Origin of the sequence: Rubrivivax sp. JA1026 (assembly GCF_011065555.1) — a bacterium.
Classification (GTDB): domain Bacteria; phylum Pseudomonadota; class Gammaproteobacteria; order Burkholderiales; family Burkholderiaceae_C; genus Rubrivivax; species Rubrivivax benzoatilyticus.
On sequence record NZ_JAALCQ010000003.1, the window covers coordinates 312629 to 334235 of the forward strand.

General features: G+C 73.5%; 32 protein-coding genes. 28 read left to right on the forward strand and 4 right to left on the reverse strand.

Annotated features, from left to right (window positions below; all coding sequences use genetic code 11):
* Positions 1-6: 6 nt before the first annotated feature.
* Entirely contained in the window at positions 7-3180 is a 3174-nt protein-coding gene (locus G5B56_RS07965) for an error-prone DNA polymerase (RefSeq protein ID WP_164962841.1), read from the reverse strand.
* A gap of 85 nt (positions 3181-3265) precedes the next feature.
* On the opposite strand from G5B56_RS07965, the gene G5B56_RS07970 reads away from it, so the two are divergent.
* The gene (locus G5B56_RS07970; RefSeq protein ID WP_164962842.1) at positions 3266-3712 is read left to right on the forward strand and encodes a DUF2721 domain-containing protein; all 447 of its coding nucleotides are present in this window, start codon (positions 3266-3268) and stop codon (positions 3710-3712) included.
* A gap of 49 nt (positions 3713-3761) precedes the next feature.
* Here the strand turns inward: G5B56_RS07970 and G5B56_RS07975 are convergent, their stop codons facing one another.
* The 3 genes from G5B56_RS07975 to G5B56_RS07985 all read right to left on the reverse strand — a co-directional run bounded on the left by G5B56_RS07975 (position 3762) and on the right by G5B56_RS07985 (position 6112).
* Entirely contained in the window at positions 3762-4457 is a 696-nt protein-coding gene (locus G5B56_RS07975; protein ID WP_164962843.1) for an amino acid ABC transporter permease, read from the reverse strand.
* Between the two features lie 4 nt (positions 4458-4461).
* The gene (locus G5B56_RS07980) at positions 4462-5226 is read right to left on the reverse strand and encodes an amino acid ABC transporter permease (protein ID WP_164962844.1); all 765 of its coding nucleotides are present in this window, start codon (positions 5224-5226) and stop codon (positions 4462-4464) included.
* A gap of 73 nt (positions 5227-5299) precedes the next feature.
* Positions 5300-6112, reverse strand: a complete 813-nt coding sequence (locus tag G5B56_RS07985) for an ABC transporter substrate-binding protein (protein WP_164962845.1) — start codon at positions 6110-6112, stop codon at positions 5300-5302.
* Between the two features lie 240 nt (positions 6113-6352).
* On the opposite strand from G5B56_RS07985, the gene G5B56_RS07990 reads away from it, so the two are divergent.
* The 27 genes from G5B56_RS07990 (at position 6353) to cutA (ending at position 21565) form a co-directional block, all read left to right on the forward strand.
* Positions 6353-6988 carry a glutathione S-transferase gene (locus tag G5B56_RS07990; RefSeq protein WP_164962846.1) on the forward strand — a complete coding sequence of 212 codons (636 nt, stop codon included), beginning with the start codon at positions 6353-6355 and terminating at the stop codon, positions 6986-6988.
* 149 nt (positions 6989-7137) lie between these two features.
* Positions 7138-7608: a hypothetical protein gene (locus G5B56_RS07995; protein WP_029718785.1), complete on the forward strand. Its 471-nt coding sequence runs from the start codon at positions 7138-7140 to the stop codon at positions 7606-7608.
* Positions 7609-7736: 128 nt separating this feature from the next.
* Complete coding sequence (locus tag G5B56_RS08000) at positions 7737-8015, forward strand: hypothetical protein (RefSeq protein ID WP_009855396.1); 279 nt, start codon at positions 7737-7739, stop codon at positions 8013-8015.
* A gap of 59 nt (positions 8016-8074) precedes the next feature.
* On the forward strand, positions 8075-8407 hold the full coding sequence (locus G5B56_RS08005; protein ID WP_164962847.1) for a YnfA family protein: 333 nt from the start codon (positions 8075-8077) through the stop codon (positions 8405-8407).
* A gap of 84 nt (positions 8408-8491) precedes the next feature.
* A complete protein-coding gene (locus G5B56_RS08010) occupies positions 8492-9445 on the forward strand; it encodes an alpha/beta hydrolase (protein WP_164962848.1) in 954 nt (317 codons plus the stop codon).
* Positions 9446-9470: 25 nt separating this feature from the next.
* Entirely contained in the window at positions 9471-10001 is a 531-nt protein-coding gene (locus G5B56_RS08015; RefSeq protein ID WP_164962849.1) for a GNAT family N-acetyltransferase, read from the forward strand.
* Positions 9998-10843 carry a GNAT family N-acetyltransferase gene (locus tag G5B56_RS20065; RefSeq protein WP_164962850.1) on the forward strand — a complete coding sequence of 282 codons (846 nt, stop codon included), beginning with the start codon at positions 9998-10000 and terminating at the stop codon, positions 10841-10843. The genes G5B56_RS08015 and G5B56_RS20065 overlap by 4 nt, the downstream gene beginning before the upstream one ends.
* Positions 10844-10847: 4 nt before the next feature.
* Positions 10848-11027, forward strand: coding sequence for a hypothetical protein (locus G5B56_RS08025; protein ID WP_206023497.1), 180 nt, complete (start codon positions 10848-10850; stop codon positions 11025-11027).
* A complete protein-coding gene (locus G5B56_RS08030) occupies positions 11024-11533 on the forward strand; it encodes a GNAT family N-acetyltransferase (RefSeq protein ID WP_164962851.1) in 510 nt (169 codons plus the stop codon). The genes G5B56_RS08025 and G5B56_RS08030 overlap by 4 nt, the downstream gene beginning before the upstream one ends.
* Before the next feature lie 12 nt (positions 11534-11545).
* The gene (locus tag G5B56_RS08035; RefSeq protein WP_164962852.1) at positions 11546-11947 is read left to right on the forward strand and encodes a VOC family protein; all 402 of its coding nucleotides are present in this window, start codon (positions 11546-11548) and stop codon (positions 11945-11947) included.
* A gap of 75 nt (positions 11948-12022) precedes the next feature.
* Positions 12023-12637: a LysE family translocator gene (locus G5B56_RS08040; protein ID WP_164962853.1), complete on the forward strand. Its 615-nt coding sequence runs from the start codon at positions 12023-12025 to the stop codon at positions 12635-12637.
* Positions 12638-12645: 8 nt separating this feature from the next.
* Positions 12646-13212 carry a GNAT family N-acetyltransferase gene (locus G5B56_RS08045; RefSeq protein ID WP_164962854.1) on the forward strand — a complete coding sequence of 189 codons (567 nt, stop codon included), beginning with the start codon at positions 12646-12648 and terminating at the stop codon, positions 13210-13212.
* A 54-nt stretch (positions 13213-13266) separates the two neighbouring features.
* Positions 13267-13737: an NUDIX domain-containing protein gene (locus G5B56_RS08050; RefSeq protein ID WP_009855406.1), complete on the forward strand. Its 471-nt coding sequence runs from the start codon at positions 13267-13269 to the stop codon at positions 13735-13737.
* 71 nt (positions 13738-13808) lie between these two features.
* Complete coding sequence (locus G5B56_RS08055) at positions 13809-14171, forward strand: hypothetical protein (protein WP_009855407.1); 363 nt, start codon at positions 13809-13811, stop codon at positions 14169-14171.
* 112 nt (positions 14172-14283) lie between these two features.
* Positions 14284-14742, forward strand: coding sequence for a hypothetical protein (locus G5B56_RS08060; RefSeq protein WP_164962855.1), 459 nt, complete (start codon positions 14284-14286; stop codon positions 14740-14742).
* Positions 14739-15161 (forward strand): NUDIX hydrolase, encoded by a 423-nt coding sequence (locus tag G5B56_RS08065; protein ID WP_164962856.1) that lies wholly within the window; start codon positions 14739-14741, stop codon positions 15159-15161. The genes G5B56_RS08060 and G5B56_RS08065 overlap by 4 nt, the downstream gene beginning before the upstream one ends.
* Before the next feature lie 42 nt (positions 15162-15203).
* On the forward strand, positions 15204-16250 hold the full coding sequence (locus G5B56_RS08070) for a histone deacetylase family protein (RefSeq protein ID WP_164962857.1): 1047 nt from the start codon (positions 15204-15206) through the stop codon (positions 16248-16250).
* Complete coding sequence (locus G5B56_RS08075; RefSeq protein WP_164962858.1) at positions 16247-16843, forward strand: GNAT family N-acetyltransferase; 597 nt, start codon at positions 16247-16249, stop codon at positions 16841-16843. The genes G5B56_RS08070 and G5B56_RS08075 overlap by 4 nt, the downstream gene beginning before the upstream one ends.
* Entirely contained in the window at positions 16840-17247 is a 408-nt protein-coding gene (locus G5B56_RS08080; protein WP_164962859.1) for a hypothetical protein, read from the forward strand. Before G5B56_RS08075 ends, G5B56_RS08080 begins: the two co-directional genes overlap by 4 nt.
* A gap of 8 nt (positions 17248-17255) precedes the next feature.
* The gene (locus G5B56_RS08085) at positions 17256-18254 is read left to right on the forward strand and encodes a GNAT family N-acetyltransferase (RefSeq protein ID WP_164962860.1); all 999 of its coding nucleotides are present in this window, start codon (positions 17256-17258) and stop codon (positions 18252-18254) included.
* Between the two features lie 4 nt (positions 18255-18258).
* Complete coding sequence (locus tag G5B56_RS08090) at positions 18259-18792, forward strand: DUF523 domain-containing protein (protein ID WP_164962861.1); 534 nt, start codon at positions 18259-18261, stop codon at positions 18790-18792.
* Positions 18792-19103: an MliC family protein gene (locus G5B56_RS08095; protein WP_164962862.1), complete on the forward strand. Its 312-nt coding sequence runs from the start codon at positions 18792-18794 to the stop codon at positions 19101-19103. Before G5B56_RS08090 ends, G5B56_RS08095 begins: the two co-directional genes overlap by 1 nt.
* Positions 19100-19828: an NAD-dependent deacylase gene (locus G5B56_RS08100; protein WP_164962863.1), complete on the forward strand. Its 729-nt coding sequence runs from the start codon at positions 19100-19102 to the stop codon at positions 19826-19828. Before G5B56_RS08095 ends, G5B56_RS08100 begins: the two co-directional genes overlap by 4 nt.
* A gap of 83 nt (positions 19829-19911) precedes the next feature.
* Complete coding sequence (locus tag G5B56_RS08105; protein WP_164962864.1) at positions 19912-20502, forward strand: GNAT family N-acetyltransferase; 591 nt, start codon at positions 19912-19914, stop codon at positions 20500-20502.
* 75 nt (positions 20503-20577) lie between these two features.
* Positions 20578-20796, forward strand: coding sequence for a DUF3079 domain-containing protein (locus G5B56_RS08110; protein ID WP_164962865.1), 219 nt, complete (start codon positions 20578-20580; stop codon positions 20794-20796).
* A gap of 83 nt (positions 20797-20879) precedes the next feature.
* Complete coding sequence (locus G5B56_RS08115) at positions 20880-21248, forward strand: VOC family protein (protein ID WP_009855419.1); 369 nt, start codon at positions 20880-20882, stop codon at positions 21246-21248.
* A complete protein-coding gene (cutA, locus tag G5B56_RS08120; protein ID WP_164962866.1) occupies positions 21245-21565 on the forward strand; it encodes a divalent-cation tolerance protein CutA in 321 nt (106 codons plus the stop codon). Before G5B56_RS08115 ends, cutA begins: the two co-directional genes overlap by 4 nt.
* Positions 21566-21607: the final 42 nt, after the last annotated feature.

Consider the following 21607-nt stretch of genomic DNA (forward strand, 5'->3'; position numbering starts at 1 on the left):
AACCCGTCAGTGAAAGTCGCGGCTGCGCGCCTGCAGGCCCTGCAGCAACGCGCTGTGGTCGACGAGCCGGCGCGCGACGAGGTGGCGCACCTCGCCTTCACGCTGCCAGACGCCGTAGACCGTCAGCAGCGTGCTGCCCAGCAGCGGCTTGCGCTGGGCTTCGGCGACCGCCGGCCAGACGATGACGTTGACGCTGCCGGTCTCGTCTTCCAGCGTGACGAAGACCACGCCCTTGGCCGTGCCGGGCCGCTGGCGGTGCGTGACCAGGCCGCTGGCGCGCGCCAGCCGGCCCGAGGGGTAGTCGCGCAGCACCGCCGCCGGCTGCACGCGGTAGGCGGCGAGCTGCTCGCGCAGCAGCGCCAGCGGGTGGCGCTCCAGGCTGAGGCCGGTGGCGCGGTAGTCGGCCAGCACCGATTCGGCGGCGCCGGGCGCCGGCAACGCGATGGCGGCCTCCTCGGTGCGCGTGGCGCGCAGCAGCGGCGTCGCGCGCGCGTCGATGCCGGCCACGGCCCAGGCCGCCTGGTGGCGGTGGCCGGCCAGCGCGGCCAGCGCACCGGCGTCGGCCAGCAGCGCCAGTTCACGCCGGTCCAGCCGGGCGCGCCGCGCCAGGTCTTCGGCCGAGGCGAAGGCGCCGCCGGCCGCGCGCGCGGCGACCAGCCGCCCGGCCGCGTCGGCCGGGAACCCGGTGACGCGGCTCAAACCCAGCCGCACCGCACGCAGCCCCGGCGGCGCGCCGGGCGCCGCGGCCTCGTCTTCCAGCGTCGTCTCCCAGTCGCTGCGGAAGACGTCGACCGGGCGCACGACGACGCCGTGCTCGCGTGCGTCGCGCACCAGCTGCGCCGGGGCGTAGAAGCCCATCGGCTGGCTGTTCAGCAGCGCGGCCAGAAAGGCGTCGGGGTGGTGGCGCTTGAGCCAGGCGCTGGCATAGACCAGCTGCGCGAAGCTCGCTGCGTGGCTCTCCGGGAAGCCGTATTCGCCGAAGCCCTCGATCTGCTTGAAGATGCGTTCGGCGAACTCGGCCGTGTAGCCCTTGGCGACCATGCGCCCGACGAGGCGCTCGTGGAACGGCCCCAGCCCGCCCTTGCGCTTCCAGGCCGCCATCGCGCGGCGCAGCCGGTCGGCCTCGCCGGGCGTGAAGTCGGCCGCCAGGATCGCCAGCTGCATCACCTGCTCCTGGAAGATCGGCACGCCCAGCGTGCGCTCCAGCGCCTGCTTGACCTCGGCGCTGGGGTAGTCGACCGGCTCCTCGCCGCAGCGCCGCTTCAGGTAGGGGTGCACCATGCCGCCCTGGATCGGCCCCGGGCGCACGATCGCAACCTCGATGACGAGGTCGTAGAACTTCTCGGGTCTGAGCCTTGGCAGCATGCTCATCTGCGCCCGGCTCTCGACCTGGAAGACGCCGACGCTGTCGCCGGCCGAGAGCATGTCGTAGACCGGCTTCTCGTCCTGCGGGATCTGGTGCAGCGCCAGCGCCGCGCCGCGTTTGGCGCCGACGAAGTCCAGCGCGCGCCGGATCGCGCTCAGCATGCCCAGCGCAAGCAGGTCGACCTTCATCAGCCCGAGCGCGTCGAGGTCGTCCTTGTCCCACTGCACGACGCTGCGCTCTTCCATCGCCGCGTTCTCCACCGGCACCAGCTGCGACAGCTCGTCGCGTGCGATGACGAAGCCGCCGGGGTGCTGGCTCAGGTGGCGAGGGAAACCGATCAGCTGCTCGGTCAGCTCGACCCACAGCCGGCACAGCGGCGCCGCCGGGTCCAGACCCTGCTCGCGCAAGCGCTCGGGGTCGATGCGGCGGCCGTCGAACCACTGCTGGCCGCGCGCGACCGACTCGATGCGGTCCAGGTCCAGCCCGAGCGCACGGCCGACGTCGCGCAGCGCCGAACGCGGCCGGTAGCTGATGACCACCGCCGTCAGCGCGGCGCGGTGGCGGCCGTACTTCTGGTAGACGTACTGGATGACCTCCTCGCGGCGCTGGTGCTCGAAGTCGATGTCGATGTCCGGCGGCTCGTTGCGCTCCTCGCTGATGAAACGCTCGAACAGCAGCGTCGACTTCGACGGGTCGACCGCGGTGACCTCCAGGCAGTAGCAGACCGCCGAGTTGGCGGCGCTGCCGCGGCCCTGGCAGAGGATGTCCTGGTCGCGTGCCCAGTGCACGATGTCGGCGACGGTGAGGAAGTACGGCTCGTAGCCCAGGCGCGCGATCAGCGCCAGCTCGTGCTCGATCTGCGCACGCACCGCGGCGGGCACACCGGCCGGGAAACGCCGGCGCGCGCCCGACTCGGTCAGCTCGCGCAGCCAGGAGGTCGGCGTGTGGCCCTCGGGCACGATCTCGCGCGGGTACTCGTACTTCAGCTCGGCGAGCGTGAAGCTGCAGCGCTCGGCGACGGCCAGCGTCGCCGCCAGCCACTCGGGCCGGTACAGCGCCGCCAGCCGCGCGCGCGGGCGCAGATGGGCCTCGGCGTTGGGCTCCAGATCAAAGCCGCATTCGGCCACCGGGCGTTTGAGCCGGGTGGCGGCCAGCACGTCGAGCAGCGGCTTGCGCGAGCGCGCGTGCATCAACACGCCGCCGGCGGCGACCACCGGCAGCCCGGCCTGCGCCGCCACGCGCGTGACGGTGTCCACGAGGTCGGCATCGCCGGCGTGGTGCAGCAGCTCCAGCGCGACGGCGGCGCGCTCCGGGCCGAACCAGGTCTTCAGCCACGACGCATGCGCGAACACCGTCTCCAGCGGCTGCGCCGCATCGGGCAGCAGCAGCGCGATGCAGCCGGGCAGCCCGGCGAGAAAAGGCGCAGTCGGCACGGCGCCTTCGAGGTCGCTGCGCCAGGCCAGGTACTCGCCCTTGGCCGCGCGCCGGCGCGCGACGGTGATCCAGTGCGCCAGGTTGCCGTAGCCGCGGCGCGTCTGCGCCAGCAGCACGAGGCGCGGCTCGTCGGCGTCAGGCGTCTCGGGCGGCGGCGCCAGCCGCATCTCGGCGCCGACGATCAGCTTCAAGCCCAGGCGTTCGGCCTCGGCATGCGCGCGCACGACGCCGGCCAGCGAACCTTCGTCGGTGATGGCGAGTGCCGCATAGCCCAGCACGTGTGCACGCGCCACCAGCTCCTCCGGGTGCGAGGCCCCGACGAGGAAGCTGAAATTGCTGCGGCAGTGCAGCTCGGCGTAGGGCGGGAGGGCGGTGGGCACGCGGGCACCGTGCGGAGTGATGCTGTTCTTTTATACAGCATCGCGAGCACCCCGCCGCTCGCATGGCTGGCCGATACTCGCCGCCATGATCGACCCCTCCTCCGCCCTCGGCGACGTGCCGCGTGCGATCCAGCTGGCGCTGGCGCCGGTGTTCCTGCTGACCGGCATCGCCGGCATGCTCAACGTGATGGCCTCGCGGCTGGCGCGCATCATCGACCGCGGGCGCAAGCTGACCGAGAGCCAGCCGCCGCCGGTGGCCGAGCCCTACCTGTCGCTGGAACTGCAGACGCTGGAACGCCGCCGGCGCTTCGCCGGCGCCGCGATCACCGCCTGCGCCGGCGCCGCGCTGCTGGTCTGCACCGTCATCGCCGCGCTGTTCGTCGAGGTCTACCTGCAGGTCAGCCTGCGCGGCGTCGTCGGCCTGCTGTTCACCGCGGCGACGCTGGCGCTGCTGGTCGGCCTGGCCTACTTCCTGCGCGAGGTGCACCTGGCGACGCAGACGGTGCGCATCACGCTGAAGCGGCCGCACTGAGGCTCGCGCTCAGCCCCTTGCGCGGGTTTCGCGCTCTGGCGGCGCTTGATCAGCCGGCGGCGGCCACCCTGCCGCCGGCGGCACGCGCCGCGGCGCCGGCCGCCCAGTCGAGCGCGCTGCACAGCAGCCAGTAGACGGCGCCGACGAAGAGGAAGACCTCGGTCGGGTGCACCATCACCCGGGCGTTGACCTGGGTCGCCAGGAACGACAGCTCGCCGACGCCGACGATGTAGGCCAGCGAGCTGTCCTTGATCAGCGTGACCCACTGGTTGACGAAGGACGGCAGCATCATGCGCAGCGCCTGCGGCAGCACGACGTGGCGCAGCGCGCCCCAGCGCGTGAAGCCCAGCGCCAGGCCCGCCGCCCACTGCCCCGCGCCGACGCCGCGGATGCCGGCGGCCACCGCGTGCGCGAGGTAGGCGCCGCCGACCAGCGACAGCGCCGCCATCACCGACAGCACGCCGGGCACGTCGACGCCGAAGACGATGGGCAGCAGGAAGTAGGTCCAGAAGATCAGCATCAGCACCGGGACCGCGCGCAGCAGGCCGAGCACGGCGCTGAGCAGCGCCAGCGCCGCGCCGTCGAGCATCACCAGCGCCACGCCCAGCCCCAGGCCGAGCAGCGCCGAGGCGATGCCCGAACCGGCCGACAGCAGCAGCGTCAGCAGCGCGCCGCCGGGCGGGCCGTCGGGGAAGGTGCCCCACAGCAGATAGCCCAGGTCGTCGTGCAGGAACGAGAAGTCCATCGCCTCAGCCTCCCGCCGCCGCCGTCGCCGCGATACGGCGCTGGCGCCGGCTCTGCAGCACCTGGCCCAGGAGCTGCAGCGCGACGATGGCGACGACGTAGAGCAGCGTCGCGACGCCGTAGACCTGGAAGGTCTTCCAGGTCTCGGCCTCGGCCTGGCGCGTGCGGTAGGACAGCTCCAGCAGCCCGATCGCCATGCCCAGCGAGGTGTTCTTCAGGATGTTCATGTACTGGCCCAGCAGCGGCGGCAGCGCGATGCGCAGCGCCTGCGGCAGCACGACGTGGCGCAGCGCCTGCCAGGGCGTCAGGCCGAGCGCGATCGCCGCTTCGCGCTGGCCGGCCGGCACGCCGCGCAGGCCGGAGCGGATGTCCTCGCCGACGTAGGCGGCCGAATAGAACACCAGCCCGGTGACCGCGGCCAGGAACTCGAACGAGGGCCAGCGCAGCACCAGCCCGCCCCAAGCGAGCTCGTGCGGCGTGTTCAGCCAGGGCAGCAGGTCCTCGGGCAGCAGCGCCGGCAGGCCGAAGTACCAGAAGAAGAGCTGCACCAGCAGCGGCGTGTTGCGAAACAGCGAGAGGTAGACGCCGGTGGCGCGTGTCAGCGCCGGCCGGCCGCTCTCGCGCGCCGCGGCCAGCAGCGCGCCGAGCAGCGTGGCCGCGGCGACGACGATCGCCGTCGTCCACAGCGTCATGACCCAGCCGTCGAGCAGCCAGCCGAGGTATTTGGGCGCCAGCAGGTCCTGGCGCAACACGGGGGGAATCCAGTCCATCCGGAAATGCCGAAGCCGGGCGCGCGATCCACGCGGGCCCGGCGGTGTTCAAGGGCGGCGCGGCCGCCCGGGATCAGGTCTTGTCGCCGATCTTGAAGATGCGCTTGAGCGGCGTCTTCGTCGTCGGGCCGAACCAGGTGTCGTAGATCTTCTGCGCCCGGCCGTCGGCTTCCAGCTCGAGCAGCGTCTTGTTGACGAACTCGGTCAGCGCCGTCTCGCCCTTCGGGATGCCGACACCGATGTAGTCCTGCGAGATCGCGAACGGCGGGATCTCGTACTTGTCGCGGTCGGGCACGTTGGCCAGCAGGCCGATCAGCTTGGGGCCGTCCTGCGAGATCGCCTGCACGTTGCCGTTGCGCAGCGCGGTGAAGGCGAACGGCGTGTCGTCGTAGGCCACCAGCGTCGCCTGCGGGTACTTCTCGCGCAGCTGGATCTCGTTGGTCGTGCCCTTGTCGACGCCGATGCGCAGGCCGCTCAGCTGCTCGGGCGACTTCAGCGTGCCCTTCCTGGCGATGAACTGCGTGCCCGAGGCGAAGTACGGGATGCTGAAGCCGACGACCTTGGCGCGTTCCTCGGTGATCGTGAAGTTGGCGAAGACCAGGTCGACCTTGTTCGAGGCCAGCAGCGGCACGCGGTTGGCCGGGTTGGTCGGCACGATCTGCAGCTTGACGCCGAGCTTCTTGGCGAAGGCCTCGGCGTAGTCGACGTCCAGGCCGACGATCTTCTTCGTCTTCGCGTCGACATAACCGAACGGCGGGTTGGCGTCGAAGGCGGCGACACGCAGCACGCCGGCCTTCTGGATGTCGGCCAGACGGTCGGCCCAGGCACCGCTGGCGGCCAGCGCGAGCGCGGCCAGCACGAAGGCCTGCGGACGGATCGATTTCATGTGTTCTTCTCCTCAGATGCGATGCACCTCCCGCAACGGCTTGTCTAGACGAGAGGCTCCTAATAATCGTAAACCCGTATATAAGACCATCTTTATTTCATTTAGGAATATGCATACGCGAGGCATCTCCACAGCGGCCGGCCGCACGACCTGCTGATGCTGGCGCGGTTGGCAGGCTCTTCGATGGCCGGCCGGCCACCGGCCCCGTAGAGTCGCAGGCCCCAACCGGAGAGAACCACGATGAAGCTGATCGGCATGCTCGACTCACCCTACGTGCGCCGCGTCGCCGTCTCGCTGCAGCTGCTCGGGCTGCCGTTCGAACACCGCTCGTTGTCGGTGTTCCGCCAGTTCGACGAGTTCAGCGCGCTGAACCCGGTCGTCAAGGCGCCGACGCTGATCGCCGACGACGGCACGGTGCTGATGGACTCGACGCTGATCCTCGACTACGCCGAGACGCTGGCCCGCCCGCGCAGCCTGATGCCCGAGGACCCGGCGGCACGCGCACGCGACCTGCGCCTGCTGGGCCTGGCGCTGGCGGCGATGGAGAAAAGCGTGCAGATCGTCTACGAGCGTGGCCTGCGCCCGCCGGAGAAGCAGCACGCGCCGTGGATCGAACGTGTCACCGGCCAGCTGCAGGCGGCCTGCGACGAACTGGAACGTGAACTCGAACGCGCGCCGCTGCCGGCCGCGCGCGACGCGCTGCGCCAGGCGGCGGTGACCGCCGCCGTCGGCTGGCACTTCATGCAGCAGACGGTGGCCGAACTGCTGTCGGCCGAGCGCTACCCGCAGCTGGCCGCACTGTCGGCCGCCGCCGAGGCGCTGCCCGAGTTCCGCGCCGCGCCGCACGGCGACGGCACGGTGGGTCAGGCGGGCTAGGTTCGCCGTCACGGGCGCCCACTGCACCGCCAACACGCGGGTCGGCGCCCAGGCCCGCTGCGCGGCCTGGCGATGCCTGACGCCGTCGAGGGCATGCGGCGCCGGAACCGTCTAGTGTCGAGCCCACCGCAACCGCCCGCCCGTCTGCCATGCGCATTCCCGCCGCCCTCGCCGCCGTCGTCGCCGGCTATCTCTCGATGCAGCTGCTGATCTTCAGTGCCGGCTGGCTGGCGCGTGTGCCGGCGCCTGACGGCTGGTTCGCCTTCTTCGGCCCGGGGCGGCAGGACATGGCGGCCGGGCTGCTGAGCAGCGTCGCGTTCGCGCTGCCGCAGCTGCTGCTGGCCGTCGTGCTGGGCTGGGCGGCGACGCGGCTGTTCGCCGTCGACGGCAGGCGCCACGCGCCGGGCCTGGTGCTGGGCGTGCTGCTGCCGCTGCTGATCCCGGCCGTCTCGACGGCGCTGGACGCGCCGGGTGGCGGCTTCGGCGCCTCGATGGCGCGCCAGCTCGGTGCCTACGTGCCGCCATCGGCCTGGCTGATCCCGGCCGGCCCGTGGTCGGCGCTGCTGGGGCTGGCCATCGGCTTCGGCTGGCTGCGCCGCGCCGCCCCCCGCCCGCGCTGAGGCGTCCCGGCGGGGGCCCCCGTCGGCAGGCCGTGTGCTCCCGCACCCGGGCGACGCGGCACCGCCGCCGCCGCCCTAGGCTGCAGGGCATCGATCGCGGATGTCCCGCGGCCGCTCCCGGAGGCCTCATGAAACAACAGGTTGCCCGTCTGTCCCCGCACCAGAACGCCAAGGTGCTGGCCGTGCTGGTGTCCGCCGTGGCGCTGGTCGCGCTGCTGCCGGCGGGTGCGATCGCGCTCGCCTACGGCGCGCCGCTGGCACTCGACCCGACGCTGCTGCTCGTCGCCGGCGTGCTCTACGTGCTGCTGAACTACGCGATGACGGCCCTCGCCTGCCTGCTCTACAACGGGCTGGCGCGCGTCGTCGGCGGGCTGGAGTTCGAGGCCCGCGGCGGCGCCGAGACCTGAGGCCGGCGCCGGCGGCGGGCCGGCCCTAGCATGCGGCGTCCGCCGCCCCGCCCCACGCCGTGAACCTCGCCACCACCGCCGCCCTGTTCGTCGCCACCGCGCTGATGGAGATCACCGGCTGCTTCCTGCCCGCGCTGTGGCTGCAGGGCCGCACCGGCGCCTGGGTGCTGCTGCCGGCGGCCGCGGCACTGGCAGCCTTCGTCTGGCTGCTGACGCTGCATCCGGCGGCTTCGGGCCGGGTCTACGCGGCCTACGGCGGCGTCTACGTCGCCACCGCGATCGCCTGGCTGTGGCTGGTCGACGGCATCCGGCCCTCGGCCTGGGACCTCGCCGGCTCGGCGATCGCGCTGGCCGGCATGGCGGTCATCGCCTGGGGCTGGCAACGCGGCTGAAGGCCGGCTTCCGCCGGCCGGACGAAGATCGCCGCGGGCCGCTCGCGTAGGCTGGCAGGTTCCCCACTGCCCGAGACGACACCGATGCGCACTGCCCTCGCCGCCGTTGCCACCGCCTTGTCGCTGCTCGCCAACCCCGGTTTCGCCGCCGAGGAAATGCTGCAGCTCGAGACCGCCACCGGCACCCTGCACGGCACGCTGCTGCGCCCCGGCGACGCACCGCAGCCGCTGGTCGCCTTGATCGTCTCGGGCTCCGGCCCGACCGACCGCGACGGCAACAACCCGATGGCCGGCCACAACGACGCGCTGAAGCTCGTCGCCCAGGCGCTGGCCGACGCCGGCATCGCCTCGCTGCGCTACGACAAACGCGGCATCGCCGCCAGCGCCGCGGCCGGCGCCGACGAGTCGAAGCTGCGTTTCGACGACTACGTCGACGACGCCGCGGCCTGGGCCGCACAGCTCGCGCGTGACGGCCGTTTCGCCGCGGTGGCGATCGTCGGCCACAGCGAAGGCGCGACGATCGCCGCACTGGCCGCGGCCAAGGCGCCGGCGGCCGGCGTCGTCGCGATCGCCGGCCCCGGCGAACCGGCCGCGGCGACGCTGCGGCGCCAGCTCGCCGGCAAGTTGCCGCCCGACTTGGCCGAACGCAACGAAGCGCTGCTGGCGGCACTCGAAGCCGGCCGCCTCGTCGACGAGGTGCCGCCGGCGCTGGCGGCCCTGTACCGGCCGAGCGTGCAGCCCTACCTGGTGTCCTGGTTTCGCCAGCGTCCGGCCGACGCGGTCGCGGCGCTGCGTGTGCCCTGCCTGATCGTGCAGGGCGACACCGACCTGCAGGTCTCGCTGGCCGACGCGCAGGCGCTGCAGAGTGCGCAACCGGCCTGCCGGCTGGCGCGCGTCGCCGGCATGAACCACGTGCTGAAGGCGGTGCCGGCCGACCGCGCACGACAGATCGCCTCCTACGCCGACCCGACGCTGCCGCTGGCCCCCGGCCTGGCCGAGGCCGTGGTCCCGTTCCTGAAGGGGCTGGCCAGGCGCTGACACGCCCGGGCGGCAGAATCGCCCGATGCCTTCGCGTCTGCGCATCACCCCGCTGCGACCGCAGCACCTGGACGAACTGGCCGCCGCGCTGCGCCACCCGGCGGTCTACGAGCACATCGGCGGCGAAGTCCCGTCGGCCGCCGAGTTCCACCTCGCGCTGGAACGGGCGCTGGTCGGCCCGCCGCCCGGCGGCGGCCAGCGCTGGTTCAACTACCTCGTGCGCCACGCCGACTCGCGCACCGTGCTCGGCCGGCTGGAGGCCACCGTCGTCGGCCGCGTCGCCGAAGTCGCCTTCCTGTTCGCGCCCGGCATCTGGGGCAACGGCTACGCCAGCGAAGGCCTGGCCTGGCTGCACGAGGAGCTGCGGCGCGAAGCCGGCGACGTCGACTTCTGGGCCACCACGCTGCCGGCCAACCGGCGCTGCCAGGCACTGCTGCGGCGTGCAGGCTATGTCGAGGTGCCGGCGGCCGTCGCCCCGGCGCTGCAGAGCTACGACGCCGGCGACCTGGTGTTCCACCGGGCCGGCCTGCCCGGCGCAGCCGGAGGCACGGCGTGATCCATCACCTGTCGCTCGGCGTGCACGACATCGAAGGCGCTGCACGCTTCTACGACGCCGTGCTCGGCACGCTGGGCCACGCCCGCGTCTGGACCGACCTGCGCCCCGGCGAGACCGGCCAGGCCGTCGGCTACGGGCCGCCGGGCGGCGGCGACGTGCTGGCGCTGAAGCAGGTCGCGCAGCCCGCGGCCGACATCCCCGGGCAGCACATCGCCTTCGGCGCCACCACGCATGCCGCGGTCGAGGCCTTCCACGCCGCGGCCCTGGCGCATGGCGGGCGCGACAACGGCGCACCCGGCTGGCGACCGGACTACGGCGAGGACTACTACGCCGCTTTCGTCGTCGACCCCGAAGGCCACCGGCTCGAAGCGGTCTGCCGCGCCGTGCGGCCGGGGCTCGGTGCCACGACACCGACCGTCGTCGCGTTCGAGCGCCGCCACTTGCCGGCCGCGCTGGCGCTGTGGCGCTCGATCCCCGGCATCGGCCTCAGCAAGGCCGACGAGCCGGCCGCGCTGGCCGCTTTCCTGCGCCGCAACCCGGGGCTGAGCTTCGTCGCGCTGGATGGCGGCGAACTCGTCGGCACCCTCCTCTGCGGCCACGACGGCCGGCGCGGGCTGATCCACCACCTGGCGGTCGCGCCGGCGAGGCGCCGCCGCGGCCTGGGGCGTGCGCTGCTGGACGCCGCGCTGGCGGCGCTGCAGGCCCAGGGCATCGACAAATGCCATCTGATGGTCTTCGCCGACAACGCCGAAGGGCTGGCCTTCTGGCGCCGCCAGCAGGCCGTCGATCGGGTCGAACTGGCGCTGCTGTCGATCGCCACCACGACGCGGCACGGAGACTGAAGCGATGCGCTGCCTCGTCGTCGGCACCAGCGGCGCCGGCAAGTCGACCTTCGCGACGAACCGCACCCGCTACGCCGAGATGCGCGCCGACCCTCGCCGGGCCGGGCTGCGCTGGCACGAGCTGCGCACGCCGCGCGAGGCGCGCACCTGGCTGCGAGCCCCACAACGAGCCACCCCACGATGAGCGATGACCGCCCGCCGCAGATCGACCTGCGCCCGCTGGTCGCCGCCGACCAGCCCCGCCTGTGGCACTGGCTGCACCTCGCGCTCTGGGACCCGCCGCCGGCCGCGCTGCGCCCGGTCGAGGTGCTGCAGTTGCCGGCGGTGCGCCTCTACGCCGAAGACTGGGGTCGCCCGGGCGACGTCGGCGTCGTGCTGCGGGTCGACGGCGCCGACGCCGGCGCCTGCTGGATGCGCCAGGTGGCCGACGGCCAGGGTCTGGCCTGGGTCGACGAACGCACGCCGCAACTCGGCATCGCGCTGGAGCCGGCGTTCCAGCATCGTGGCTTCGGCGAAGCGCTGATGCGCGGCGCGCTCGCCGCCGCACGCGCCGCCGGCGTCGCGCAGGTGGCGCTCACCGTGCACCCCGAGAACCCGGCACGCCGGCTCTACACACGTTGCGGCTTCGTTGACGTCGGCGAACGCCGCGGCTACTGCCTGATGCTGGCGCGGCTGGGCGAACAACGCTGAAGGAGGACCGGCATGCTGCACCACGTCGAGCTCTACGTCGGCGACCTGCAACGCTCCACCGCCTTCTGGACACCGCTGCTGCAGGCGCTGGGCTGGCAGGTCCAGCCCTGGTCCGGCGGCGTGAACTATCGGCACCGCGACCACTACCTGTGTTTCCTGCAGGCGCCGACCAGACACCTCGCCGCCGGTTATCACCGCCAGCGCATCGGCCTGAACCACCTGGCGTTCCAGGCGGCGTCGCGCGCGCAGGTCGATGCGCTGCGCGACTGGGTGCGCGACGCCGGCCACACGCCGCTCTACGAAGACCGCTACCCGTTCGCCGGCGGTCCCGGGTACTACGCGATGTACTGCGAGGACCCGGACCGCCTCAAGGTCGAGATCGTCGCGCCGCACGATGACGAGGCGGCGACGTAGCGGCTCCGCCGATTCCGGGGCCGACGGGCGTCACGCCACCGGCGTATGCTGCGCCCGCCCACGGGAGGACCATCGATGATCAGCCCCGAATTCCTGCTCACCTCGCTCGTCGTCGTGCTGGTGCCCGGCACCGGTGTCGTCTACACGGTCTCGACGGGCCTGGCCCAGGGCCGGCGCGCGGCCTTGTTCGCGGCGCTGGGCTGCACGCTGGGCATCGTGCCGCACCTGGCAGCCACGGTGCTGGGGCTGGCGGCGCTGATGCACGCCAGCGCGCTCGCCTTCCAGGCGCTGAAGTTCGCCGGCGTGCTCTACCTGCTCTACATCGCCTGGGCGACCTGGCGCGACAGCTCGGCCTTCGCGGTCGACGGCAGCCTGGCGCGCACGCCGCCCTCGGGGCTGGTGCTGAAGGCCTTCCTGCTCAACATCCTGAACCCCAAGCTGACGATCTTCTTCCTCGCCTTCCTGCCGCAGTTCGTCGACGCGCAGGCGGCGCGGCCGATGCTGCAGCTGCTGGCGCTGGCCGGCGTCTTCATGGTGATGACCTTCGCCGTCTTCGCGGTCTACGGCGCGCTGGCACATGCCTTCCGCGCCCGGGTCATCGGTTCGGCGCGTGTGCAGGCCTGGCTGCGGCGCGGTTTCGCCGCCACCTTCGCCGGCCTGGGTCTGCGGCTGGCGACGACGGAGCGCTGACCGCGCCGATGCAGCTCGTCCGCCCGAGCCTCGAACACCTGCCCGCCTACGTCGCCGCGCTGCAGACCGGCTGGTCGGCCGACACGGTGCGCGGCGCCGACGCGGCGCGCGAGGAGCTCGACGCGATCGCGCGCGCGCCGGCGGTCTTCGTCGACCTGCTCGAAGACCGCCAGGGCCGCGGTGCGCCGGTGACGCTGCCCGACGGCAGCCAGGTCGCGCGGCTGCCGGGCTTGCGCCGCTGGATCTGGGACGAAGAAGGGTTTGCCGGCGTCATCGGCCTGCGCTGGCAGCGCGGCACGCCCGAGCTGCCGCCGTACTGCCTGGGCCACATCGGCTACTCGGTCGTGCCCTGGAAACGCCGCCGCGGCCACGCCAGCGCGGCGCTGCGGCAGATGCTGCCCGAGGCGCGCGCCGTCGGCCTGCCCTGGGTGGACCTCACGACCGACCCCGACAACCTGGCGTCGCAACGCGTCATCGTCGCCAACGGGGGCGTGCTGCTCGAGCGGTTCACGAAACCGGCGCAGTTCGGCAGCACGCCGGGGCTGCGCTGGCGGATCTCGCTGGCCCTCACCTGACACGATGGCGCAAGGCGTCGCGCCGCGGCGCCGCGCATCGGTTAGCGTCGCCGCATGGCACGCTTCTCCCTGATCCCCGAAGTCCACCTCGTGCTCGTGCACGATGGCCGCGTGCTGCTGCTGCAGCGCGCCAACACCGGTTATGCCGACGGGCTGTACAGCCTGGTCGCCGGCCACGTCGACGGCGGCGAAGCGGCGCGCGCCGCGATGGCGCGCGAGGCGCTGGAGGAAGCCGGCCTCGTCATCGCCCCCGAGGACCTGCGCCTCGTGCACCTGATCCACCGCCGCAGCGACAGCGAACGGATGTCGATGTTCTTCGCTGCCGAGCGCTGGCAAGGCGAACCCGAGAACCGCGAGCCGCACAAGTGCAGCGAGCTCGACTGGTACCCGCTGGACGCGCTGCCCGCAGCGATGGTGCCCTACGTGCGCCACGCGCTGGCCTGCATCGCCGCCGGCGAGACGTATTCGGAGTTCGGCTGGCACGGCGACGGCCAATCCCCTGCCGGCGGCATGGCGCCTCCCTAGCTCGTTTCGCGTGATGGACGGCCGGCGGGGCCCCTCGCGACAGTCGCGGTTCGACTTCCGAGGAGCCCGCGATGCCCTCCATCCGCCCCCTTCTGGCCGGCGCGCTGCTGGCCGCCGCGTCCGCCGTGTCGGCCTTCCCCGAGCACGCCAGCGCCCCCGATGCCGCGGCGCTCAGCCGGCACCTCGAAGGCCGCGTCTTCCAGGTCGCGCTGGCCGACGGCACGTCGTGGCGGCTGGAGTACAAGGCCAACGGCTATTTCTTCATCGACACCAGCCGCGGTTTCCGCAGCTCGGGCACCTGGCGCACCGAGGACGGCAAGCTCTGCGGCGGGCTGCAGGGCCGCGCCCCGGCCTGCAACGAGGTGCGCATGGTCGGCGACGCGCTCTACATGCAGCGCGACGGCGGCGAGATCGTGCAGTACGTGCCGCGCTGAGGGCCGCGCCGCGGGCGGGGCGGCGCCGCCGACGGGCTATCCTGTGCGCCGCGGCCCGCGCCGCCGGAGCCGACGGTCGGCGCCGGGCGCTCCGCCAACACTCCACTCCGCAATGAAGCTCCGAAACGCCGCCCGCGCGGCCGCTGCGCTGGCCCTGGCCGGCACGCTCTGCGCCCCCGCGCTGGCCAGCCCCGCCGTCGACGCCGTGTCGACCTGCATGACCGACAACACCTCCGGCAAGGACCGCAAGGACCTGACGCGCTGGATCTTCATCGCGATGGCCTCGCATCCGAGCCTGGAGGACCTGAGCCAGGTCAGCATGGCGGCAGCCGACGAGTCGCAGCGCCGGGTCGCCGAGATCGTCACCCAGCTCGTCACCGAACGCTGCGTCGACGAGGTGCGTGCGCTGATGAAGGCCGAGGGTGGCGAGTCGCTGGGCAAGGCCTTCGAGGTGCTGGGCCGCGTCGCGTTCATGGAGCTGACGACGAACCCGGCGGTGGCGCAGTCGCTGCAGGGCTACACGCGCTACCTCGACCGCCAGCGCTTCGAGCAGGCGTTCGCCCCGCGTTGAACACGCCGCAAGCCGAGACGCCGCGGGTCGGCGTCGGTGTCATCGTCGTGCGCGACGGCCTCGTGCTGCTCGGCCGGCGCCTGGGCGCGCACGGCCAGGGCACCTGGGCGCCGCCCGGCGGCCACCTGGAGTTCGGCGAAACGCCGGAAGACTGCGCGCGGCGCGAGCTGCTCGAAGAGACCGGCCTCGTCGCGCGCCAGGTGCTGGCCGCGACCTGGGTCAACAACGTCTTTGCCGACGTCGGCCGGCACTACGTGACGCTGATCACCGTCGTGCCCGCGGCCGACGGCGAGCCGCAGGCGATGGAGCCCGAACGCTGCGCCGAGTGGCGCTGGTTCTCGTGGGACGCGCTGCCACAGCCGCTGTTTGCGCCGGCGGCCAGCGTGCACGCCTCGGGCTGGCGGCCGCCGGGCGTCTGACGCGGCGTAGCATCGACGGCTTCGCCTTTCGCCCGCGCCGCGATGCAGATCTACGCCAACCCCCGCCACGCCGCCCACGACGGGCGCCAGGAGATGTTCCGCGGCAAGCTCGTGCCCTGCCACGAGGTGCCGGCACGGCTGGAGCACGTGCTGGCCGAACTCGGCCGCCGCCCGCTGGGCGAGATCCAGGCGCCGCCGCCGGTGCCGCGGGCGCTGCTCGAAGCGGTGCATGCGCCGCGTTACCTGCGTTTCCTCGAGACCGCCTGGGACGAGTGGGTCGCGCTCGACGCGGCCAACGCCGCGCTCGACGCGCTGCCCTCGGTCTGGCCGGTGCGCGGTTTCCGCGCCGACGTCGAGCCCGACAACTTCGCCGCCCGGCTGGGCCTGTACTCCTTCGACGCCGGCACGCCGCTGACCGCCGGCACCTGGGCCGCGGCCGAAGCCGGCGCGGCCTGTGCCGCCGCGGCGGCGACGGCCGTCACCGGCGGCGCGCGCGCCGCGCTGGCGCTGACGCGCCCGCCGGGCCACCACGCCGGCCACGACTTCTTCGGCGGCTACTGCTTCGTCAACAACGCCGCGGTCGCCGCCCAGGCGCTGCGCGACGGCGGCGCGCGCCGCGTCGCCGTGCTCGACGTCGACTACCACCACGGCAACGGCACGCAGAGCCTGTTCTACGAACGTGCCGACGTGCTGACGGTGTCGATCCACGGCGACCCGCGCACCGAATACCCGTTCTACCTCGGCCACGCCGACGAGATCGGCGCTGGGCACGGCCTGGGCTGCAACCTGAACCTGCCGCTGCCGGCAGGCACCGACTTCGCCGGCTGGCGCCAGGCGCTCGACGCGGCGCTGGCGCGCATCGCCGCCTTCGCGCCCGACGCGCTGGTCGTGGCACTCGGCGTCGACACCTACGAAGGCGACCCGATCTCGCGCTTCCGCCTGGCCAGCGCCGACTACCTGACGGTCGGCGCGGCGATCGCCGGCGCCGGGCTGCCGACGGTGTTCACGCTCGAAGGCGGCTACGCCGTCGCGGCGATGGGCGTCAACGTCGTCAACGTGCTCGAAGGTTTCGAGGCCGCGGCACGATGAGGGAGACGCCCGCGCTGTTCACGACGCCGCGGCTGGCGGTGCACGAGCTCGCGGCCGGCGACGTGCCGCGGCTGCAGGCGCTGCTGGAGGATTGCAGCGACTTCTACGTCCTGGTCGGCGGCCTGCCGCCGGCGCCCGACGAAGCGGCGGAGATGCTCGCCGAACGCCCGCCCGAACACCTGAGCTGGACGCGCCACTGGTGCGCCGGCGCCTTCGAGCCCGACGGCACGCTGGCCGGCGTGCTGCTCGTCATCGCCGACCTCGGCACACCGGGCTGCTGGCACACGGCGCTGTTCCTGCTGCACCCGCGCCAGCGCGGCACCGGCGCCGCCGCCGAGCTGCACGCCGCGCTCGAAGCCTGGGCGCTGGCGCAGGGCGCCCGCTGGCTGCGGCTGGGGGTCGTCGTCGGCAACGAACGCGCCGAACGTTTCTGGCGCCGCTGCGGCTACGAGGCGCTGCGCACGCGGCCGGTGGAGGCCGCCGACGGCAGCACACGCACGACGACGGCGATGCTCAAGTGCCTGGGCGACGCCGGTGTCGCCGAGTACCTCGAACGTGTGCCGCGCGACCAGCCCGGCTCGACGCTGCCGTGATCCGCACCCCGATCGAAGCCGTCGGCGCCGTCGTCATCGAGGCGGTGCTGTGGACCTTCGACCGCCTGCGCGCCTTCGCCTGGCGCGACCTGGAAGGCCGGCACCACGAGTTCCGCCACATCCCGATCGACATCGTCGAAGGCGACGGCGCCGAACGCTGGCTGCGGCTGGACCACGTGCGCCGCGTCGTGCCCGAGCTGCCGGTCTTCGCGTCGCTGCGCCACCGCCACCCGCGCGGGCTGCGCCGCGACGAGGCCGGCGGTGTCGAACGCATCGAGGCGCGCACGCTGCGCCGCGAGCTGACGCAGGCCCAGGCGCTGCGCACGCGGCGTTTCCTGATCTGGCTGGACCGTGTCGTCATCGACCCGGCCGAACGCCGCGAGCGCATGCGCTCGCCCCACTGAAAGCCCCGATGCAGTTGCTGCCCGCCACCGCCGACGACCGCGAGCTGATCGCCGCGCTCGTCGCCCATTCCAACGCCGACGTCGCCGCACGGTTCGGCCTGATCGAAGCCAACTGCCCGAAACACCCGTCGTTCTGCACGCCGGACTGGATCGCCGAGGAGAACGCACGCGGCCAGCGCTACATCCTGGCGCGTGTCGACGGCGAGGCCGCCGGCTGCGTCGCGCTGGATTTCCCGGCCGAGCCCGGCACCGTCTACCTGAACCGCCTGTCGGTGCTGCCGCCGTGGCGCCGCCGCGGTGTCGGCCGCGCGCTGAGCGAGGCCGTGCTGGCCGCCGCCGCCGGCTGGGGCGCCCAGCGCGTCAGCATCGGCGTCATCGCCGCGCACGGCGAACTGGTGCAGTGGTACGAGCGCCTGGGTTTCGTCGCCGGGGCCACGCGGAGATTCGAGCACCTGCCGTTCGAGGTGCTGTACATGACGCGAGAGCTGGCGCCCGTCGCCCCGGCGCCGCTGTTCGACACCGAGCGCCTGCACTGCCGGCGCTGGAGTCCCGAAGACCACGAAGCGCTGCAGCGCGTGTACGGCGACGCCGACGCGATGCGCTGGGCCGGCGACGGCCGCGGCATCACGCCGGCCGAATGCGAGGCCTGGCGGCGTGTCACCGCGATCAACGACGCGACCCGCGGCTACGGCATGGCGACGCTGGAGCGGCGCGGCGACGGCCGCATCGTCGGCTTCTGCGGCCTGGTGCATCCGGGCGGCCAGGTCGAACCCGAGGCCAAGTACGCGTTCGCGCGCGAACACTGGGGCCAGGGCCTGGCCAGCGAGGCGCTGCAAGGCCTGCTGGCCTGGGCCGACGCACGCGGCATCGGGCCGGTCATCGCCACCGTCGCCGAGCCCAACCTGGCGTCGCGGCGCGTCATCGAGAAAGCCGGCATGCAGTGTGTCGAGCGCCGCGACGAGGACGACGGCATCGCGACGCTGGTCTACACCCGCCCGGCCGGCTGAAGCGATGGCGCCGGCGCGCGTTCTCGTCAGCGCCTGCCTGCTCGGCGACGCGGTGCGCTGGGACGGCGGCCACCAACGTCTGGACACCGCCGTGCTGCGGCGCTGGCAGGCCGAAGGCCGGGTCGTCGGCTTCTGCCCCGAATGCGCCGGCGGCCTGCCGGTGCCGCGGCCGCCGGCCGAGATCGAGCCGGGTGCCGACGCGGCAGCGGTGCTGGCCGGGCGCGCGCGTGTGCTGGCACGCGACGGCCGGGATGTGAGCGCCGCCTTCGTCGCCGGTGCAGAAGCCGCGCTGCGCGCTGCGCACGAGGCCGGCGCCAGCGTCGCGCTGCTGAAGGACGGCAGCCCGTCGTGCGGCAGCACCTGCGTGCACGACGGGCGTTTCGCCGGCGCCACGGTGCCGGGGCGCGGCGTCACTGCCGAGCGGCTGGCGGCCGCCGGTCTGGCCGTCTTCGTCGAGACCGAAGTCGCCGCGGCAGATCGCTGGCTCCAGGCGGCGGACGGCGGCACCATCGCGGCATCGCCACCCCGGGAGCCGTGATGAAACGCCTGGCCCTGCTCGCTGCCGTCGCCACCACCGCCTGCGCCGCGCCGACGGCCGGGGAGATCCACGCCCGCTTCGCCTGCGATGACGGGCGCACGCTGGACGTCGTCTTCGTGCCGGAGCGTGACGTCGCACGCCTGGCCTGGGAGGGCGGCACGCTGGAGCTGCCGCAGCAGCGCACCGGCTCGGGCTACGCCTACTCCAACGGCCGCGTCGGGCTGCGCGGCAAGGGCCGCGAGCTGCAGCTGGAGATCGGGCGGCGCGTGCCGATCGACTGCCGCGAAGTGGCAGACACGCCGGCACGATGAACGCCGGGCTGACGCGCTACCGCCGCATCGTCTTCCTGACCGGCGCCGGCATCTCGGCCGCATCGGGGCTGCGCACCTACCGCGGGCCGGGCGGCATCTGGGACGACGCCGAGGTGGCCGAGTGCAGCCACGTGCATACGCTGAACACCCAGCCGCAACGAACCTGGGCGCTGTTCGGCGGCATGCGCGCGCCGGTCGCGGCGGCCCAGCCCAACGCCGCGCATCTCGCGCTGGCGCGTTTCGAGGCCGCGCTCGGGCCTGATCAGGAGCTCCTGCTGATCACGCAGAACATCGACGGCCTGCACCAGCGCGCCGGCAGCCGGCGTGTCGTCGAGCTGCACGGCAACGTCAGCACGACACGCTGCAGCCGCGACGGCTGCACGCTCGCGCCCTACCCCGACACGACGACGCACGCCGGCACCGTGCCGCGCTGCCCGCGGTGCGGCGCAGCGCTGCGGCCGGACATCGTGCTCTTCGGCGAGATGCTGCCGATGCCGGCGTTGCACCAGGTGCAGCAGGCGCTGCAGGACTGCGACCTCTTCGTCGCCGTCGGCACCTCGGGCACGGTGACGCCGGCGGCCGAGTTCGTGCGCGGCGCACGCCAGGCCGGCGCCCACACCGTCTACCTGAACCTGGAGCCGATGCGCCCGCGCCACCCGGCGTTCGCCGAAGAGCGGCTCGGCCCGGCCGAAGACCTGCTGCCACGCTGGCTGGGCGTTGCCTGAACGTGCCCCCTGCGCCACACGGGGCTTGTGGGCGCCGGCGTGCCACGCCTAGGCTGGCCGCCTGGACCGAGGAGAGCGTCACGATGCCGATCGAGATCCACCCGCTGTCGCCCGAACGCTGGGACGACCTGGAGACGCTGTTCGCGGCCAAGGGCTGCTCGGTGGCCCGCGGCTGCTGGTGCATGTACTACCGCGAGTCGGGCAGCGGCAGCGGCGACGAGGCCAGCCGCCGCACGCACCGGCGCGACGCGCTGCGGGCGCTGGCCGCGGCCGATCCGCCGCCGGGGCTGATCGGCTACGAGGACGGCCGGCCGGTGGGCTGGGTGGCGCTGGCGCCGCGTGAGCAGTACCCGCGGCTGCGCCGTTCGCCGGTGGCGCGTCCGGTGGACGATCAGCCGGTCTGGTCGGTCGTCTGTTTCGTCGTGCCCGGCCCCGAGCGCCACCGCGGTGTCGCCAGCGCCTTGCTGCGTGGTGCGATCGACTTCGCCCGGGCACGCGGCGCGACGCTGCTCGAGGCCTACCCGATCGACAAGGCGGAACCGTCGGCCGACGACTGGATGTGGAACGGCGCCGTGTCGATGTACACCAAGGCCGGCTTCACCGAGGTCGCGCGGCGCCGTCCGCAGCGGCCGGTGATGCGGCTGGCGCTGGTCGACGGCGATCCTTCCACTTGACGACACTCAAAACCACGTCGCGAAATACGCAGCGACACTGGCCCGGCGCCGCGCGGCTGCCCGGCGCCCCCGCGCATGGCCCCGAAACGTTTCCCGATCAACCCGCCGCATCCCGAGCGCACCTGCTGGGGCTGCGACCGCTACTGCGCCGCCGATCAGCTGGTCTGCGGCAACGGCTCCGAGCGCACCCAGCATCCGGTCGAGTTCTTCGGCCCCGACTGGCACGACTGGGTGCCGCCGTCGGGCGCGGCCAGCAGCGCGGTCACGCCCGCCGACGAGTCGCCCGCCGCCTGACGCCGAAGGGCTGCGCCGGCATCGAACCGCGGCGGGCCTAGCATCGACGCCGAAAGCGGCCTTCGCCGCGACCAGGAGAGACCATGTTCGACCACCTCGGCTTCGGCGTGCGCGACCTGCAGGCCAGCACCGACTTCTTTCTCGCCGCACTCGCGCCGCTGCGTGTCGGGCTCGTGATGCGCGGCCCGGACGGCAGCGTCGGCCTCGGCCGCGACGGCAAACCCTCGCTGTGGTTGTACGAAAGCGGCACGGCCCCGGCGCCGCTGCACATCGCCTTCGTCGCCGAAAGCCGGGCCCAGGTCGACGCCTTCCACGCCGCGGCGCTGGCCGCCGGGGCCCGCGACAACGGCGGCCCCGGGCTGCGGCCGCACTACCACCCGAACTACTACGCCGCCTTCGTCATCGGCCCCGACGGCCACAACGTCGAGGCGGTGATCCACCGACCGTCATGACCGGCCCGCTGATCGAGGTCCGCACGACGGTGGCCACCGAGGCCGACGCGCAGCACATCGCCGATGCGCTGGTCACGCGCCGGCTCGCCGCCTGCGTTCAGGTCGAGGCGGTGCGCAGCACCTACGTCTGGCAGGGCGCGCTGCAGCACGACAGCGAGTGGCGGCTGCTCGCGAAGACGCTGGCGGCTCGCTGGCCCGAGGTCGAGGCGGCGATCCGCGAGCTGCACCCCTATGCGCTGCCGGCGATCTGGGCGACGCCGGTCGTGTTGGCCGGGGCCGACTACGCCGCCTGGGTCGAGGCCGGCTGCTCGCGCTGAACGGTGGCCAGGCGGCGGTTATCCGGGTCGGCGCAGAAGGCG

Coding starts and splice junctions, on each gene's coding strand:
- G5B56_RS07995 (WP_029718785.1), top strand. CDS start 7,138: ATGCGCATTCCCGCCGCCCTCGCCGCCGTCGTCGCCGGCTATCTCTCG.
- G5B56_RS08010 (WP_164962848.1), top strand. CDS start 8,492: ATGCGCACTGCCCTCGCCGCCGTTGCCACCGCCTTGTCGCTGCTCGCC.
- G5B56_RS08095 (WP_164962862.1), top strand. CDS start 18,792: ATGAAACGCCTGGCCCTGCTCGCTGCCGTCGCCACCACCGCCTGCGCC.
- G5B56_RS08100 (WP_164962863.1), top strand. CDS start 19,100: ATGAACGCCGGGCTGACGCGCTACCGCCGCATCGTCTTCCTGACCGGC.
- G5B56_RS07970 (WP_164962842.1), top strand. CDS start 3,266: ATGATCGACCCCTCCTCCGCCCTCGGCGACGTGCCGCGTGCGATCCAG.
- G5B56_RS08000 (WP_009855396.1), top strand. CDS start 7,737: ATGAAACAACAGGTTGCCCGTCTGTCCCCGCACCAGAACGCCAAGGTG.
- G5B56_RS08115 (WP_009855419.1), top strand. CDS start 20,880: ATGTTCGACCACCTCGGCTTCGGCGTGCGCGACCTGCAGGCCAGCACC.
- G5B56_RS08045 (WP_164962854.1), top strand. CDS start 12,646: ATGCAGCTCGTCCGCCCGAGCCTCGAACACCTGCCCGCCTACGTCGCC.
- G5B56_RS07980 (WP_164962844.1), bottom strand. CDS start 5,226: ATGGACTGGATTCCCCCCGTGTTGCGCCAGGACCTGCTGGCGCCCAAA.
- G5B56_RS08025 (WP_206023497.1), top strand. CDS start 10,848: ATGCGCTGCCTCGTCGTCGGCACCAGCGGCGCCGGCAAGTCGACCTTC.
- G5B56_RS08050 (WP_009855406.1), top strand. CDS start 13,267: ATGGCACGCTTCTCCCTGATCCCCGAAGTCCACCTCGTGCTCGTGCAC.
- cutA (WP_164962866.1), top strand. CDS start 21,245: ATGACCGGCCCGCTGATCGAGGTCCGCACGACGGTGGCCACCGAGGCC.
- G5B56_RS08110 (WP_164962865.1), top strand. CDS start 20,578: ATGGCCCCGAAACGTTTCCCGATCAACCCGCCGCATCCCGAGCGCACC.
- G5B56_RS07975 (WP_164962843.1), bottom strand. CDS start 4,457: ATGGACTTCTCGTTCCTGCACGACGACCTGGGCTATCTGCTGTGGGGC.
- G5B56_RS08090 (WP_164962861.1), top strand. CDS start 18,259: ATGGCGCCGGCGCGCGTTCTCGTCAGCGCCTGCCTGCTCGGCGACGCG.
- G5B56_RS07990 (WP_164962846.1), top strand. CDS start 6,353: ATGAAGCTGATCGGCATGCTCGACTCACCCTACGTGCGCCGCGTCGCC.
- G5B56_RS08105 (WP_164962864.1), top strand. CDS start 19,912: ATGCCGATCGAGATCCACCCGCTGTCGCCCGAACGCTGGGACGACCTG.
- G5B56_RS08015 (WP_164962849.1), top strand. CDS start 9,471: ATGCCTTCGCGTCTGCGCATCACCCCGCTGCGACCGCAGCACCTGGAC.
- G5B56_RS08035 (WP_164962852.1), top strand. CDS start 11,546: ATGCTGCACCACGTCGAGCTCTACGTCGGCGACCTGCAACGCTCCACC.
- G5B56_RS08075 (WP_164962858.1), top strand. CDS start 16,247: ATGAGGGAGACGCCCGCGCTGTTCACGACGCCGCGGCTGGCGGTGCAC.
- G5B56_RS08085 (WP_164962860.1), top strand. CDS start 17,256: ATGCAGTTGCTGCCCGCCACCGCCGACGACCGCGAGCTGATCGCCGCG.
- G5B56_RS08070 (WP_164962857.1), top strand. CDS start 15,204: ATGCAGATCTACGCCAACCCCCGCCACGCCGCCCACGACGGGCGCCAG.
- G5B56_RS08040 (WP_164962853.1), top strand. CDS start 12,023: ATGATCAGCCCCGAATTCCTGCTCACCTCGCTCGTCGTCGTGCTGGTG.
- G5B56_RS08030 (WP_164962851.1), top strand. CDS start 11,024: ATGAGCGATGACCGCCCGCCGCAGATCGACCTGCGCCCGCTGGTCGCC.
- G5B56_RS08055 (WP_009855407.1), top strand. CDS start 13,809: ATGCCCTCCATCCGCCCCCTTCTGGCCGGCGCGCTGCTGGCCGCCGCG.
- G5B56_RS08060 (WP_164962855.1), top strand. CDS start 14,284: ATGAAGCTCCGAAACGCCGCCCGCGCGGCCGCTGCGCTGGCCCTGGCC.
- G5B56_RS07985 (WP_164962845.1), bottom strand. CDS start 6,112: ATGAAATCGATCCGTCCGCAGGCCTTCGTGCTGGCCGCGCTCGCGCTG.